This is a genomic window from Psychrobacter sp. T6-5 (assembly GCF_052258485.2).
Taxonomy (GTDB): Bacteria; Pseudomonadota; Gammaproteobacteria; order Pseudomonadales; family Moraxellaceae; genus Psychrobacter.
The window spans coordinates 272,324-285,646 of the sequence record NZ_JBQQEY020000001.1; the positions used below are offsets into that span (position 1 = coordinate 272,324).

At 43.3% G+C, this 13,323-nt stretch carries 11 protein-coding genes; 3 read left to right on the forward strand and 8 right to left on the reverse strand.

Translation table 11 applies throughout. The annotated features are described in order from the left end of the window. Positions 1-46: 46 nt before the first annotated feature. Genes nqrE through ACTXGK_RS15815 form a run of 5 tightly spaced genes read right to left on the reverse strand, consistent with a single transcriptional unit; the run spans position 47 to position 4,804 of the window. Positions 47-655 carry an NADH:ubiquinone reductase (Na(+)-transporting) subunit E gene (nqrE, locus tag ACTXGK_RS15795; RefSeq protein WP_075107228.1) on the reverse strand — a complete coding sequence of 203 codons (609 nt, stop codon included), beginning with the start codon at positions 653-655 and terminating at the stop codon, positions 47-49. Then, the gene (locus tag ACTXGK_RS15800) at positions 655-1,326 is read right to left on the reverse strand and encodes an NADH:ubiquinone reductase (Na(+)-transporting) subunit D (RefSeq protein ID WP_201602231.1); all 672 of its coding nucleotides are present in this window, start codon (positions 1,324-1,326) and stop codon (positions 655-657) included. The genes nqrE and ACTXGK_RS15800 overlap by 1 nt, the downstream gene beginning before the upstream one ends. A 1-nt stretch (position 1,327) precedes the next feature. Beyond that, positions 1,328-2,230, reverse strand: coding sequence for a Na(+)-translocating NADH-quinone reductase subunit C (locus tag ACTXGK_RS15805; protein ID WP_443514852.1), 903 nt, complete (start codon positions 2,228-2,230; stop codon positions 1,328-1,330). Further along, positions 2,211-3,446, reverse strand: coding sequence for an NADH:ubiquinone reductase (Na(+)-transporting) subunit B (locus tag ACTXGK_RS15810; protein ID WP_201602227.1), 1,236 nt, complete (start codon positions 3,444-3,446; stop codon positions 2,211-2,213). Before ACTXGK_RS15810 ends, ACTXGK_RS15805 begins: the two co-directional genes overlap by 20 nt. 5 nt (positions 3,447-3,451) lie before the next feature. Beyond that, on the reverse strand, positions 3,452-4,804 hold the full coding sequence (locus ACTXGK_RS15815; RefSeq protein WP_443514853.1) for a Na(+)-translocating NADH-quinone reductase subunit A: 1,353 nt from the start codon (positions 4,802-4,804) through the stop codon (positions 3,452-3,454). Positions 4,805-5,889: 1,085 nt separating this feature from the next. On the opposite strand from ACTXGK_RS15815, the gene hisA reads away from it, so the two are divergent. From hisA to ACTXGK_RS15830, 3 genes are all read left to right on the forward strand, one after another. Beyond that, the gene (hisA, locus tag ACTXGK_RS15820; RefSeq protein WP_201547583.1) at positions 5,890-6,627 is read left to right on the forward strand and encodes a 1-(5-phosphoribosyl)-5-[(5-phosphoribosylamino)methylideneamino]imidazole-4-carboxamide isomerase; all 738 of its coding nucleotides are present in this window, start codon (positions 5,890-5,892) and stop codon (positions 6,625-6,627) included. Between the two features lie 75 nt (positions 6,628-6,702). Further along, entirely contained in the window at positions 6,703-8,331 is a 1,629-nt protein-coding gene (locus ACTXGK_RS15825) for a mechanosensitive ion channel domain-containing protein (RefSeq protein ID WP_443514854.1), read from the forward strand. 81 nt (positions 8,332-8,412) lie between these two features. Beyond that, a complete protein-coding gene (locus tag ACTXGK_RS15830) occupies positions 8,413-8,712 on the forward strand; it encodes a hypothetical protein (protein ID WP_443514855.1) in 300 nt (99 codons plus the stop codon). Between the two features lie 92 nt (positions 8,713-8,804). On the opposite strand, the gene rnr is transcribed toward ACTXGK_RS15830, so the two are convergent. The 3 genes from rnr to infC form a co-directional block, all read right to left on the reverse strand. Next, positions 8,805-11,081 carry a ribonuclease R gene (rnr, locus tag ACTXGK_RS15835; RefSeq protein ID WP_443514856.1) on the reverse strand — a complete coding sequence of 759 codons (2,277 nt, stop codon included), beginning with the start codon at positions 11,079-11,081 and terminating at the stop codon, positions 8,805-8,807. 137 nt (positions 11,082-11,218) lie between these two features. Next, positions 11,219-12,463, reverse strand: coding sequence for a toxic anion resistance protein (locus ACTXGK_RS15840; protein WP_443514857.1), 1,245 nt, complete (start codon positions 12,461-12,463; stop codon positions 11,219-11,221). Positions 12,464-12,797: 334 nt separating this feature from the next. Further along, positions 12,798-13,301 (reverse strand): translation initiation factor IF-3, encoded by a 504-nt coding sequence (gene infC / locus ACTXGK_RS15845; RefSeq protein ID WP_057762155.1) that lies wholly within the window; start codon positions 13,299-13,301, stop codon positions 12,798-12,800. Between the last annotated feature and the right edge of the window lie 22 nt (positions 13,302-13,323).

Sequence of the window (13,323 nt, forward strand, 5' to 3'; positions counted from 1 at the left end):
GAATTAAATAGATCAAATAGCTAATAGAAGCTTTGAGCTTAGTAGTTTAGATGGACATACCACCGAACGACATAAAGCCGAGCGACATAAGACCAACCGTGAGAAAGGTAATACCAAGACCGCGCAATGGCGCTGGAATGTCTGAGTATTTGAGCTTTTCACGAATACCTGCCAATGCAGTAATAGCAAGTGCCCAACCGAAGCCTGCACCCACACCATAGACGACAGACTCACCAAAGTTATAGTCACGCTCTACCATAAATAGTACACCACCTAAGATGGCACAGTTTACAGTGATCAGTGGTAAGAATACCCCAAGCGCGTTATAAAGACTTGGTACAAACTTGTCTAAGAACATCTCTAGAATCTGTACGGTGGCAGCAATCAAACCGATATAACTGAGCAATCCTAAAAAGCTCAAGTCAATATCAGGAAAGCCTGCCCATGCCAGCGCACCATCTTTTAGGATGAACTGGAATAGCAAGTTGTTTAGCGGAACTGTGATAGCCATCACGACAATCACAGCAACCCCTAGACCAATAGCCGTTGAGACTTTTTTGGATACGGCCAAAAAAGTACACATGCCTAAGAAGTAGGCAAGTGCCATGTTCTCAATAAAGACTGAGGTTATAAATAAACTAATATAATGTCCCATTAGTGACCGCCTCCATGTGCCATGCCTTTAGACTGCGGCTTCATTACAAACTCAGCTTCTTCCACTTGTTCTGGTTTCCAGATACGGACAATAGCGATGAATAAAGCAATAATGAAGAACGCTGATGGTGGCAACAGCAATAAGCCATTCGGTATATACCAACCGCCATCAGTAACTGGCTGTAGGATAGTGATACCAAACCAAGTACCTGCGCCTAATAGCTCACGAATGGTGGCAACGAATAGCAAGACCGCTGAGTAACCAAGACCGTTACCAATACCATCTAAAAAGCTTGGAATTGGCGGGTTGCTCATCGCAAATGCTTCAGCACGGCCCATAACGATACAGTTAGTGATGATCAGACCAACAAAGACCGACAGACCTTTACTCACATCATAAGCGACCGCTTTTAGTACCTGATCTACCAAGATAACCAATGATGCAATAATCGTCATCTGTACAATGATACGAATACTCGATGGAATCTTTTTACGAATGACAGAGATAAAGAAGCTTGAGAACGCCGTCACCAATGTCAATGCCACACACATAACCATGGCATTTGCCATACTTGTTGTGACCGCCAGCGCCGAACAGATACCGAGAATCTGTAGGCCGATGGGATTATTGTCAAAAATAGGCGTGGTTAAAATACTTTTAGTATCAGCCATGTTATGCCTCCTTGCCGTTTGCTACTGGTAGCGTGGCTGCCAATTCGGTTTTAGGTTGAGCTGCAGGCTTTGATTGACTTGCTTGTGTGTCTGCATTATCAAGTGTCTGGCCGCTCTGTTCACGTAGCATATCTAGATAAGGCTTATAGCCTTGCTCGCCTAACCAAAACTGAATCATATTACTGACGCCGCGGCTAGTCAGAGTTGCACCACTGATGCCATCAACCCAGTTTTCTTTTGAATTGCCGGCTTTGGTTACACCCGTGGCAACTTCGCCACTGTCATCATAAGAGTGGATGCCGTTCCACTTTGCGCGCCATTCTGGCTCTTCGATACGAGCGCCCAGACCTGGAGTTTCTTTATGCTCATAAAAACTGATACCTTTAATAGTATTCATGTCGCTTTCAAGCGTTAAGAAACCATAGATCGTACCCCAAAGTCCATAGCCTTGAATTGGTAAGACGATCAACTCAGGCTTGCCCGCGTCATCTTCTTTGACATAGACTTTAGCATATTTTGGCTTACGGCCAATACCAGCAGGATCATTGTCACCCAAGTCTTCACTTAAGGCTTGGTTTTTTGTCGCTTGACTGGCGTCATAAGCATTACGATCAGGAATACCAGCCGTTTTTAACTCATCGTCATCAAGGTAGTTGCCCTTGTTTAGATCAATGATTTTGACATCAAAATCTTTGAAACGTTCGGCAACATCATCTGCTGTATCAGATTCAGCATCGTACATGTCAGCCGCAACCAAAATGTTTTTGTTACGATCTAAGCGCGCATTTTCGACTTGTGCTGGCTTTAGACCAACAGCAGCTGCCGAGACCAATACTGAACACACCAAGCATAGCATCAGAGCCACACTAATGGTTTTTGCGTTATTACTTTTGGGCTTGGACATAACGAACCCTCCGAGCGGTTTGGCGTTTGATGTTTGCTTGGGTCACAAAATAATCAAACAGTGGAGCAAATAAGTTGGCAAACAAAATAGCCAGCATGATGCCTTCTGGGAAAGCAGGGTTAATGACACGAATCAATACGGTCATAAAACCGATCAAAATACCATAAGCCCAGCGGCCTTTATTAGTATGCGCAGCTGATACTGGATCGGTCGCCATAAATACAGCACCGAAAGCGAAGCCACCGATCACTAAGTGCCAGTAGAACGGCAAGCTCATCATCATATTGTCGTCAGAGCCAACCATATTGAACACAAGAGACGTCGCTATCAGACCGACCACACAACCTGCCATGATGCGCCAAGAAGCAATACGCGTCCAAAGCAACACCGCAGCACCCATTAGGATAGCTAGCGTTGATACTTCACCGATACTACCTTGCATGTTGCCTAAGAATGCATCACTCCACGTGATCGCATTACCATAGACATCGACGAAGTCCTGAGGAACCACACCAAGGGCTGCAAGGCCAAGCGGCGTCGCGCCTGAGAATCCATCTACTGCCGTCCATACTGAGTCACCAGACATATACGCTGGATAAGCAAAATATAGGAATGCACGACCCGATAGGGCAGGGTTCAAGAAGTTTTTACCAGTACCACCGAACACTTCTTTTGCGACAACCACACCAAAGATAATACCTAGGGCAACTTGCCATAATGGAATATCAGGTGGTAGACATAATGCAAATAGAACTGAGGTCACAAAGAAACCTTCGTTGACTTCGTGCCCGCGGACGACAGCAAAGATAATCTCACAGAGAATACCTACTGCAAACGTCACGATATAAATCGGCAAAAACTGCATGGCTCCGTAGACAAAGCTGGCCCAGATACTATCTGGATTGTAGCCTGCCATGCTAGTGATAACCGTACGCCAGCCGTCAGGCTGCAAGCCGAGCTGTGCGATAGCAGTTAGTGCTTGATGACCGATGTTGTACATACCCCAAAACATTGCTGGGAACGTACATAGCCATACGGTAATCATAATACGTTTTAGATCAATACCATCACGCACATGCGATGATGCATAGGTGGTTGAGTCTGGTTGACGTAAAAACGTATCAAACATCTCAAAAATAGCGTAGTACTTTTCGTGTTTGCCGCCTTTAGTGAAAGATGGCTCCATACGATCGAACATATTGTGTAAAAATTTCATCGTGGTTAGCCCTCCAGCTCAATGCGCGTTAAGTTATCACGCAAAATATCACCGAACTCATATTTGCCAGGAGATACAAAGGTGCATAGTGCCAAATCTTCTTCGTCCAACTCAAGTGCACCCAAATCAGTGGCGCTTAAGATGTCTTCGACAATCAAAGCACGTAACAATTGAGTAGGTAGATAATCTTGAGGCATGACTTCTTCATAGACACCGATTGGTACCATGGCGCGAGGTGAGCCGTTACTTGTCGTGGTGAAATTGTATTTTTTGCCACCAAAGAACTGCGAAATATAGATAGGCAGTTTTGAGAAGCGGTTTTTGCCTGGGCTAAAGAAGTGGAACGCTGGGCGCTCGTGGCCTTCAGGTAGTACACTGATCTGATTATGAAAACGACCAAGATAGGCGATATTGTCAAACACTTTACGACCAGACAAGACTGAACCTGAGATAATACGGTTCTCGCCTGCCGCCAATTGACCTTTAGTCAATGCCGTAATATCAGCACCGCGTTCGGTCGCAACCAAATGTGGCTTGGTAACCGCAGGGCCAGCTAAGCTCAGCATACGGCGTGTATATAGATGTCCAGTCGTGAACAACTTACCAATTGCAATCACGTCTTGATATCCAATCGTCCATACGGACACACCGCGCATGATTGGATGCAAAAAGTGAATGTGCGTACCAGCAAGACCTGCTGGATGTTTACCAGCAAAGGCGTGATACTCAGTGACATTATTAGCCGCAGTTTTTGCAACTGGCGTCAGCTGGGCATCGCCATGATGGCAGACAAAAGTCTTTGGCGTGAGTGTCGAAAGTACAGCAAGACCATCATTGAACGCTTGTAGCTGCTCATTGATCACCAGCATTGGGTCAAGGGCTAATGGATTGGTATCCATTGCTGTGACAAAGATAGCGTGTGGACGAGCACCAATTTCTGGTGCACGGCTGTAGGGACGCGTACGAAACGCTGTCCATTCGCCAGAAGCAATCAGTTGGGTTTCAACGACTTCAGAGTCTAGGTCAGCAATCTGCTGTGAGTCATAGCGCTCAAAGTCTATTTCTTCACCTTTTGGGTCGACCGCGATCACAAGACTTTCAAACACTCGGCGCTCACCGCGTTTAATCGCGACGACCTTACCAGCAGCAGGTGCAGTGTAGATGACGCCAACACGTTTTTTGTCTTCAAAAACGGGCTGACCTTTTGCTACGATGTCACCTTCTTTGACATTCATCGTAGGCTTCATGCCCACGTAGTCATAGCCAACAAGTGCTACATGTGTCGGTTGGTGCTCAGATATCTCGCGGGAGGGTTCACCGGTGATGGGCAAATCCAAACCTTTTTTGATGGTAATCATAAGCGAAAACTTAGTCCATAGTCTAAAACGATACCAGACGTCCTGTTTGGTACATCGGTAGCATGAACATTTATATCACTCAATAAAGCCTTCAATCATCTACTTCTATATTGAAATAGTGATGAAAGCTCTGTGAGGACAATACATGACCATAACTACTATTAAGAGTATTAACGCTGACCTTAGACTCCTTAACAACACGTTAATGTCTTATTCGAATTACCAAAGTGGCGACTGGCTACCAAGGTGTATGCTAAAACTATCGAATCAAAATCAATCACCAAAAGCACACTGCCAAAAGAGATTACTTTGAAAATAACAGCCTTATCACACGTTTCATTGAAATTAAAAACTTGTAACACCAGTATGATGGGCCACTTTTATCCAATCAGTATCGTTTAAAAATACGCGATTTTTTAGAAGTGTGACCAAATAACGATCTATTGAAGTAGATGATAAACTGGCTAAAAGGCAACCTAGATAAGCAAGCATCAATTCATTATTGTGAGCTGCTATAACTCTAGTCATAACTGTTCTAATATTGTTAGCTCGTGATAGGGGTTTAAAAGGCAACCAATGGGGCTTAAGACTGTAGAATCGGTGGTATACAAGCTACCAGATTAGATTTCTATTATAACCCTTTTTGGCAAAATATCAGTCAATATCATACAGATATATTTAGCCATTGCTCGTTGTATCTGAATCGCCTCGATATGCTACTAAGCAATAACGACTCAACAAAAAGCGTAACACCTGGTTACTATCACATAGAAACAAATAAAAATTTACCTAGGATTATACGCTAAATTGACCTAAAATTGCCAGTCAGTAATAGAATTTAACGAATGTTGGTGGTGATTCTACGTACTACAACTTATGGTTATGATTGTTTGGTTTCGATTGTATCCTATCTCTATTTGAGCAGATTTCTGACCTATTTTATTTGGTTTTTTGAATCTGTCTATAATTTATGCCGCGTTTGAGTGGTGTTTTCTATCGTTGTTTGATTCTCTAATATCGTTTCATTCTCAACAATGTAATTTACTAAATTTATTGCCAATATTGTGCTTTATAAGGAATGCTATATGTGTGCTGTGCCTGTCATTATCCCGGCCATTGATTTAAAAGATGGTAAATGTGTACGTTTAAAACAAGGCCGTATGGAAGATGATACGGTGTTTTCTGATGACCCAGTCGCTATGGCTGCACGTTGGGTAGATGAGGGCGCACGTCGTCTACATTTGGTCGATTTGAATGGTGCTTTTGATGGCGTGCCGGTACACAGACAAGTGGTCAATGATATTACCAAAGCATATCCGAACCTGCCTATTCAATTAGGTGGCGGCGTGCGTAATATGAATACTATTGAGCAATACATTACTGCCGGTCTGACATACATTATTATTGGTACAAAAGCTGTTGAGGATCCGGATTTTGTTGCAGAAGCTTGCCGTGAATTTGCAGGACACATTATCGTTGGTATCGACGCCAAAGACGGTATGGTAGCCACTCATGGTTGGGCCAATGTTACCGATACCAAGGCGACCGAGCTTGCCAAGCGCTTCGCTGATGTGGGTGTTTCTTCTATTGTGTATACTGATATTGCCCGTGATGGCATGATGCAAGGCGTGAATGTTGAACAAACAGTCAATTTGGCTCGCGAAGGCGGTCTACCGGTGATTGCTTCAGGCGGTGTTACTGATATGAAAGACATCGAGCTGTTAAAGCCTTATGGTGATTGTATCGAAGGTATCATCACTGGTCGTGCTATTTATGAAGGTACATTAAACCTGAGCGAAGCACAACGTTACTTAGATAGCTAAATAAAGAAAGTCAGATAGCGAATCACCAGTGAAAATTTGAATGATATAAAATATTTAAAAAAGCAAAGGATGCTTATGGCCACTTATTTTGACCGTCCAATGATACGCCGTTTCATAACAGCGTGGGGTCAGATGCTGTTGCTGTTAAGCATCGTTTGTACGTGGCCCGCCTATGCTGCTGGTGAAGAACTCTCTGGCATTGCAACCGTGCTCGGCGTGGAGAGTACAGAAGAGGCAACACCTGATAGTGATCCTGCGCCAGACGACGAAGCATCAGAACCTGCCACCTCATTACCGACACCCGCCCCGCCACCAGTAATCAGTGGCGAGAGCACTAATAACGGTCAAATTGAAACCACACCCACGCCGCAAAAAGACAATGAAATCCGTCAGCGTATCAATGGTATTTTTTCTGAAATTGAAGGGTTACAGGCCGTCAATGTCAGTGTTAGCCAAGGTGTTGTCACCCTAACAGGGGAGACCGCCAACGAAAAAAAAGCGCAGCAAGCCATCAATCTGACCAACCGTTTGACAGATGTTGTCACGGTTGATGACAATATCAATCGAACGTTGGACGTTCAAGAGAATGTCTCGACGGTTTATCAAGGTCTAAAAGCGCAATTAGAGAACCTCGTGAAGGCTTTGCCTTTACTGCTAGTCGGCATCGTTATCTTTGCATTGGTGACATGGTTTGGCAGTTGGTTGTCTAATCGCAAAAGAATGTGGCAGCGCCTAACGCCCAATCCTTTTGTCGCTGAGTTGTTGTCGCAGACCGTCAAAGTCATTTTTATTATTTTTGGTCTTATCTTAGGGCTGAGTCTCATCGGGGCAGAGACAATTTTAGGTACTCTGCTTGGCGGTGCTGGTGTCATCGGTATTGCCGTTGGTTTTGCCGTCAAAGACACTATCGAAAACTATATCGCCTCCCTAATGCTGAGTATTCGTCAGCCATTTCGTGCACGTGATCAGGTGGTCATCAATGGGCAAGAGGGTATTGTCGTTCGTCTGACCTCACGTGCGACGATACTGATGACGTTAGATGGCAATCAGTTGCGTATTCCGAATGCTGAAGTCTTTAAAGGTACTATTCTAAACTACACCAAAAATCCCGAGCGCCGCTTTACTTTTGAATTAGGCGTTGATGCGAATGATGATCCATTGGCAGCCATCAAAGTAGGACTGGATGCAATAGGTACGTTAGCATTTGTATTGGATGAGCCTAAAGCGATTGCCGTCATTATCAATGTCGGTGACTCTAATATTGTTTTAGAGTTTCAGGTTTGGGTGGATCAATCAGAGACAGATTTTGCCAAAGCGCGTAGTATTGCCATTCGCGAGACCAAACATGCATTAGAAAATGAAGGCTTTAGCTTGCCTGAACCCATTTATCGTTTGCGGTTTAATGACAAATTAGAGAAAGCCATTGAACATATGCAGAACAGTACGAGCAGCGCTAAATCTGACATAACGATTACCTCAACCACGCCTGAGCCTACGGTTGAACGTCAGAATAATGACAGACCTGTTGATGATAAAGATAAAAAGCAAGCGAAGGCGCGAGCCAAAGTTATTTTGCAAGGCCGTAATGCTGATGAGGTCCTTGATGCCCGTCCTGATGACAAGCTGATGGAAAAGGTCGAGCAAGAGATTGCTCAAAGTTCGGATGAAACAGATTTGCTCAATAATAATAGTCCGCAAGAATAGTAAGAGATAGTAGGTTGAAAAGTAGGCACAAAAAGTGCAATGAAACTCGTATTTGGTAATTAATCAAAGACGAGATTTTTTATGGAAATGAAGCATCTAATCATATTCGCCGTAATCGGCATCGTGGCATTGCTTGGTTTTAATATCATCAATGGCAATAGTCATGAGAAAAACAGAGAGGTTGCCGTTAGCAGTACTGTTTCTGAACAGCCTACAGCAGCTGTATCTGATGCAGGTAGCTCTAAGAATAGCTCTGCAAATATTGCCAGCAAACCACTTGGCGAACAGCCAAAAGCCATTTTAGATGATGCAACCAATAAAATTGACCAGGCACAGCAATCTGAGCAAGATCGTTTGGATCAGATGAGTAATGCACAGTAAAAAAAATTCAGCCGTTTATTAGAGGCGACAAAGTATAAAAAAGGGCTAACGTTATCGTTAGCCCTTTTTATTTATGGTACTACAGTTATAGATTAGCTTTTTTTGCTAGATCCTCTACGGTTATTACTTCTCTTCGCAGGGCTCTTTTTAGTCTGATCTTTTTTTGCGGGCTGCTTTTTTGTCTGATTCATAGCACTAGACTGCAGTTTTTCTTTTAAATCAAAGTCAATTTGCAATAGATCCATGTTGACGCCAGCAACCTGTACCTTGACCAAATCACCAAGTCCAAAGAGCGTACCTTTATCTTTACCGATAAGCTGCTGTTGCTGCTCATCGTAAACGAAGAAGTCATCACCAACATTCGAGATATGTACTAGACCATCAATGTATAAGTCAGTCAAGGTGACAAATAGACCAAAGTTAGTGACTGAGGTCACAACCCCTTCGAACTCTTCGCCAACATGATCGGTCATATAGTGGCACTTGAGCCAAGATTCTACATAGCGCGATGCTTTTTCTGCACGGCGCTCTGTATCTGACGTCTGTGTACCAGCACCATCAAGCGAGAAATCCATCACAGGCTGTTTGCTGTTCGTTACCTGAGCTTTAATACCGCGATGCAACATCAAATCTGGGTAACGGCGAATCGGCGAGGTAAAGTGGCTGTATTCATCATAAGCCAAGCCAAAGTGACCAATATTGTCAGGCGCATAGTTTGCTTGCATCATTGAACGCAGCAACATGCTATGGATGCTGATCGCATCTGGTCGGTCTTTGGTCGCTTCGATAATGCGCTGATAATCTGCTTGTGTTGGATTCTCTTCTGGGAAAGGTAAACCGAAGTTTTTTGCATATTCGTGGATACGCATTGATTTTTCATTATCAGGCTTATCATGGTTACGATATAAGACTGGTAGCTCGTGCTTGAGCGCGAAGTTTGCCGCGCAGGTGTTAGCAAGGAGCATACACTCTTCAATCAGCTTCTGAGAGTCACCACGAGTACGCGGTAAAATAGCGTCAATGCCACCTTTTTCGTTGAACTTGATGTACGTTTCAACCGTTTCAAATTCCATCGCATGACGTTCTTCACGCTTCTTAAGCAGTAGCTCATAAAGCTGGTACAACGTATCGATGGATTTTTTGACGTCTTTATTACCCGTTAATGACTTAGGAAGTCTCTTATCATTTGGATTGGCAAGATAGTCGTTCACTTGGTTGTAGGTTAAGCGTGCTTGCGAGTGCATCACTGACGGGTAAAACTCATATCCTGTGACCTTGCCTGCACGCGATATTTTGATATCAGCAACCATGCATAAACGATCAAGGTCAGGGTTCAATGAACATAAACCGTTAGAGAGCACTTCAGGCAACATCGGAATCACACGATGCGGGAAGTACACGGATGTACCGCGCTCATAAGCATCTTGGTCCAGTGGTGAATTTGGCGTGACATAATAGCTGACATCAGCAATGGCAACCACGACACGGTAGTTACCACCTGAGCGCTTCTCAGCAAATACGGCATCATCAAAATCACGTGCATCTTCACCATCGATAGTGACAAGTGGCAGATGACGCAAATCTGTGCGACCTTTTATGTCATTGTCAGTCGGCTCTTGATAATCAGCAGCTTGCTTGAGCGCCGCTTCACTGAAATCTGATGGAATATCATAGTTGAGAAGTGTCGTCTCAATAATCAATTCACGGTCGTTATCATCAGACAATACTTCAGTGATTTTACCAGTCCCAAATTCATGCTGGTTTGGCCAATCAATGATGTCTACTTTAACGGGCGCGCCTTGTTTAGCATTCAATGCCTGTACGTTGTCATCAGTGACGGTAATTGGCTGGTGGTTATTTGGACTGCCAAGCTCAACACAATAGCCGTCTTCATCATGCGCAAGTGTGCCGATGAAATTGTTTTGGCGACGCTCGACTACGTCAACAATACGGCCTTCGGTACGACCGCGATTGTCTGTTGACGTACCGACAGCTGCTACCGTATCGCCATTGAATACCCAGCGCATTTGCTTTTCATGCAAAAACAAATCTGGCATATCACTTAGCACCACAAAACCAAAACCTTTTGGATGTGCAGATACCGTCCCTGTAACGATATCTTGCTTAGTGACCGTGCGATAGCGATAAGGACGGCCATCGCGGTTCACTTGGCCATCACGTGCCATTGCCTTCAAGCGATTGCCCAAAGCGTCAAATTGGTCAGGATCATCAATATTAAAGACTTTTGCCAATTGTTGATGCGTGACTTCCCCATGCTCATTAATCGTGCTGAGTATCAGCTCACGACTAGGAATCGGGTTGTCATATTTTTTTGCCTCACTTGAGGCGTTTGGATCATTCCAACTCATAAATTACCGTATCTATTTTTAAAATTATTAATAGTGACTATCTTAACACGAACGACGGCGCAATATCTTGCGTCAATTGTCTTATGTGTCCTCGGTAGCAGGAAGCAGTCAGTTTTAATGACTGCTATGTGGATAAATCAAATGTCGATATCAATACCGTTTGATTGATTGGTGATCTTTTTGCTATCAAGCTCTTTCGACACTTCTAGCACCGTGGTTTGATTTGATTTATCCAAGTATTTTTGTGCTTTATCTACTTCACTGGTCAAGGTATTGACCGTTTGCTTCATATTCTCTAGCGCTTCAATTTTATAATTACTGATCATATCCATAGTGTCATAGACATTATTGAAGGCATTTTGCAGTTTATCAAGCTCAATGCTACTACTGGTTGCTTGCTCATGAATCTCACCTGACTGACGTTTGAGCATCGCTGAAGTTGATTCAATCAAACTACTGGTCGTTTTATTCAAGGCAGTGATTTGATCTAATACCAATTTTTGATTGGTCATTGCTTGAGCAACGACCACAGCCGTGCGTAATGCAGACACGGTAGTTGTGGTTGCACGATCAACCCCTTTAATCAGCTCTAAGTTATTACGGCGAATGGTATCGAGCGCTAGATAACCTTGTACATTCACTGCTAACTGGGTCAAGAAGTCGGTATTTTTTTGACGGACGTAAAACAGCATTTCTTCTTTAATAATGCGTGCTTTCTCAGGATCTGTTGCCTCTATCGCGTAGACCTTTTGCTCTAGTTGCTCATCAATTTTTTTGCCAACATAGACATATTGACGAATGGACTGCATCAACTCCCACATATTGACCTTTTCTTGCTCAATCATTGCATTATCTTTGAGCAATTCATCTTTACCATTATACAGACTGGTAACCACCGCATTAATATGCGATTGTGCTGACTCGTATTGACGGAAATAATCTTGTACTTTATTACCAAATGGAATCAGACCGAACAGCTTACGTGAGTTGGTCAGCTCTTTTTTGCTCGGATCTAAGTCCTCGACAATACCGCGTAACTCAGTTAAAGATTTGGCGATAGGGGAGTTATCAAACAAACTGTCATTGAGACTTTTGGCCGGTAGCTCCAGCATCCGATTAGAGACTTGCGCTGACTCACGAATTTCTTTCGTACCTAAATTATGAATAGATTGAACGTTTTGCTGAAACTCTGAGCTGTGCACCGAGTTAGTAATCACGTGATCGACAAACGCATCAACTTTGGCATCGAGCTCTGGAATTTGGCTTTCATCCAACTTGACCATTTGATCGGCTTCACTTTTTTGTATTTCTTTGACAGGTTCAGGCGCTGTGAGAGAGATACTAGGAGTTGTGGCGTTTTCTGGTGGCGTCAATTCTTGCATGAAATTTCCTTTGATGTCGGCTAAAAGTAGTGTGTTTTATCCGTGACTCTAGCGGTCGCGATATACGTTATTGTTATACACTGACTAAAAATTTTGATAAATGCTGATTAGCAAATATAAAACAGACCTTTAGACTACCGCGTAATCAAATAGTTGAGAAGGTAGATTTTGTAAAATAGCGTCAGCCAATTATATCTGGCTAAATACATTTAAAAGAGACAGTAGCCAGTTCAAATAATAAAAAACCATCAATATCCCGTAGCATATTGATGGTTAGAGTTATAAATAGCTATATGGACTAACAGCCACTACTCAAAGTAACCCAATGAACAGATTACTTTTTCTTTGTAGGTCCGAGCAACATACCCATTTGACGACCTTCCATCTTAGGATATTGTTCGACGTTTGAGATATCAGCAGTATCTTCAATGATACGATCAAGTTGTTTGCGACCGATGTCTTGGTGCGCCATTTCACGTCCGCGGAAACGGATGCTAATTTTAACTTTGTCTTGATCTTCCAAGAAGCTCACGATTTTTCTCAGTTTAACCTGATAATCGGCTTCTTCGGTACTAGGACGTAGCTTCATCTCTTTGAGCTGAGTCTGCTTTTGATTTTTCTTAGCTTCTTTAGCCTTTTGCTTTTGATCATAGAGGAAATGTTTATAATCCATGATCTTACATACTGGTGGCTTAGCTTCAGGAACTAATTCAACCAAATCTAGGTTTTCATCACGTGCCGCTTTCATCGCGGTTGCGATATCAACCACACCCATTTGCTCGCCATCTTCTTTGACGAGACGGACTTCTTTGACGTTGATATCTTCGTTGATGTTCAAACGGTTGGACTGTTTAATAGGT

Coding starts and splice junctions, on each gene's coding strand:
- ACTXGK_RS15810 (WP_201602227.1), bottom strand. CDS start 3,446: ATGAAATTTTTACACAATATGTTCGATCGTATGGAGCCATCTTTCACT.
- ACTXGK_RS15840 (WP_443514857.1), bottom strand. CDS start 12,463: ATGCAAGAATTGACGCCACCAGAAAACGCCACAACTCCTAGTATCTCT.
- ACTXGK_RS15805 (WP_443514852.1), bottom strand. CDS start 2,230: ATGTCCAAGCCCAAAAGTAATAACGCAAAAACCATTAGTGTGGCTCTG.
- ACTXGK_RS15815 (WP_443514853.1), bottom strand. CDS start 4,804: ATGATTACCATCAAAAAAGGTTTGGATTTGCCCATCACCGGTGAACCC.
- nqrE (WP_075107228.1), bottom strand. CDS start 655: ATGGGACATTATATTAGTTTATTTATAACCTCAGTCTTTATTGAGAAC.
- ACTXGK_RS15825 (WP_443514854.1), top strand. CDS start 6,703: ATGGCCACTTATTTTGACCGTCCAATGATACGCCGTTTCATAACAGCG.
- rnr (WP_443514856.1), bottom strand. CDS start 11,081: ATGAGTTGGAATGATCCAAACGCCTCAAGTGAGGCAAAAAAATATGAC.
- ACTXGK_RS15830 (WP_443514855.1), top strand. CDS start 8,413: ATGGAAATGAAGCATCTAATCATATTCGCCGTAATCGGCATCGTGGCA.
- ACTXGK_RS15800 (WP_201602231.1), bottom strand. CDS start 1,326: ATGGCTGATACTAAAAGTATTTTAACCACGCCTATTTTTGACAATAAT.
- hisA (WP_201547583.1), top strand. CDS start 5,890: ATGTGTGCTGTGCCTGTCATTATCCCGGCCATTGATTTAAAAGATGGT.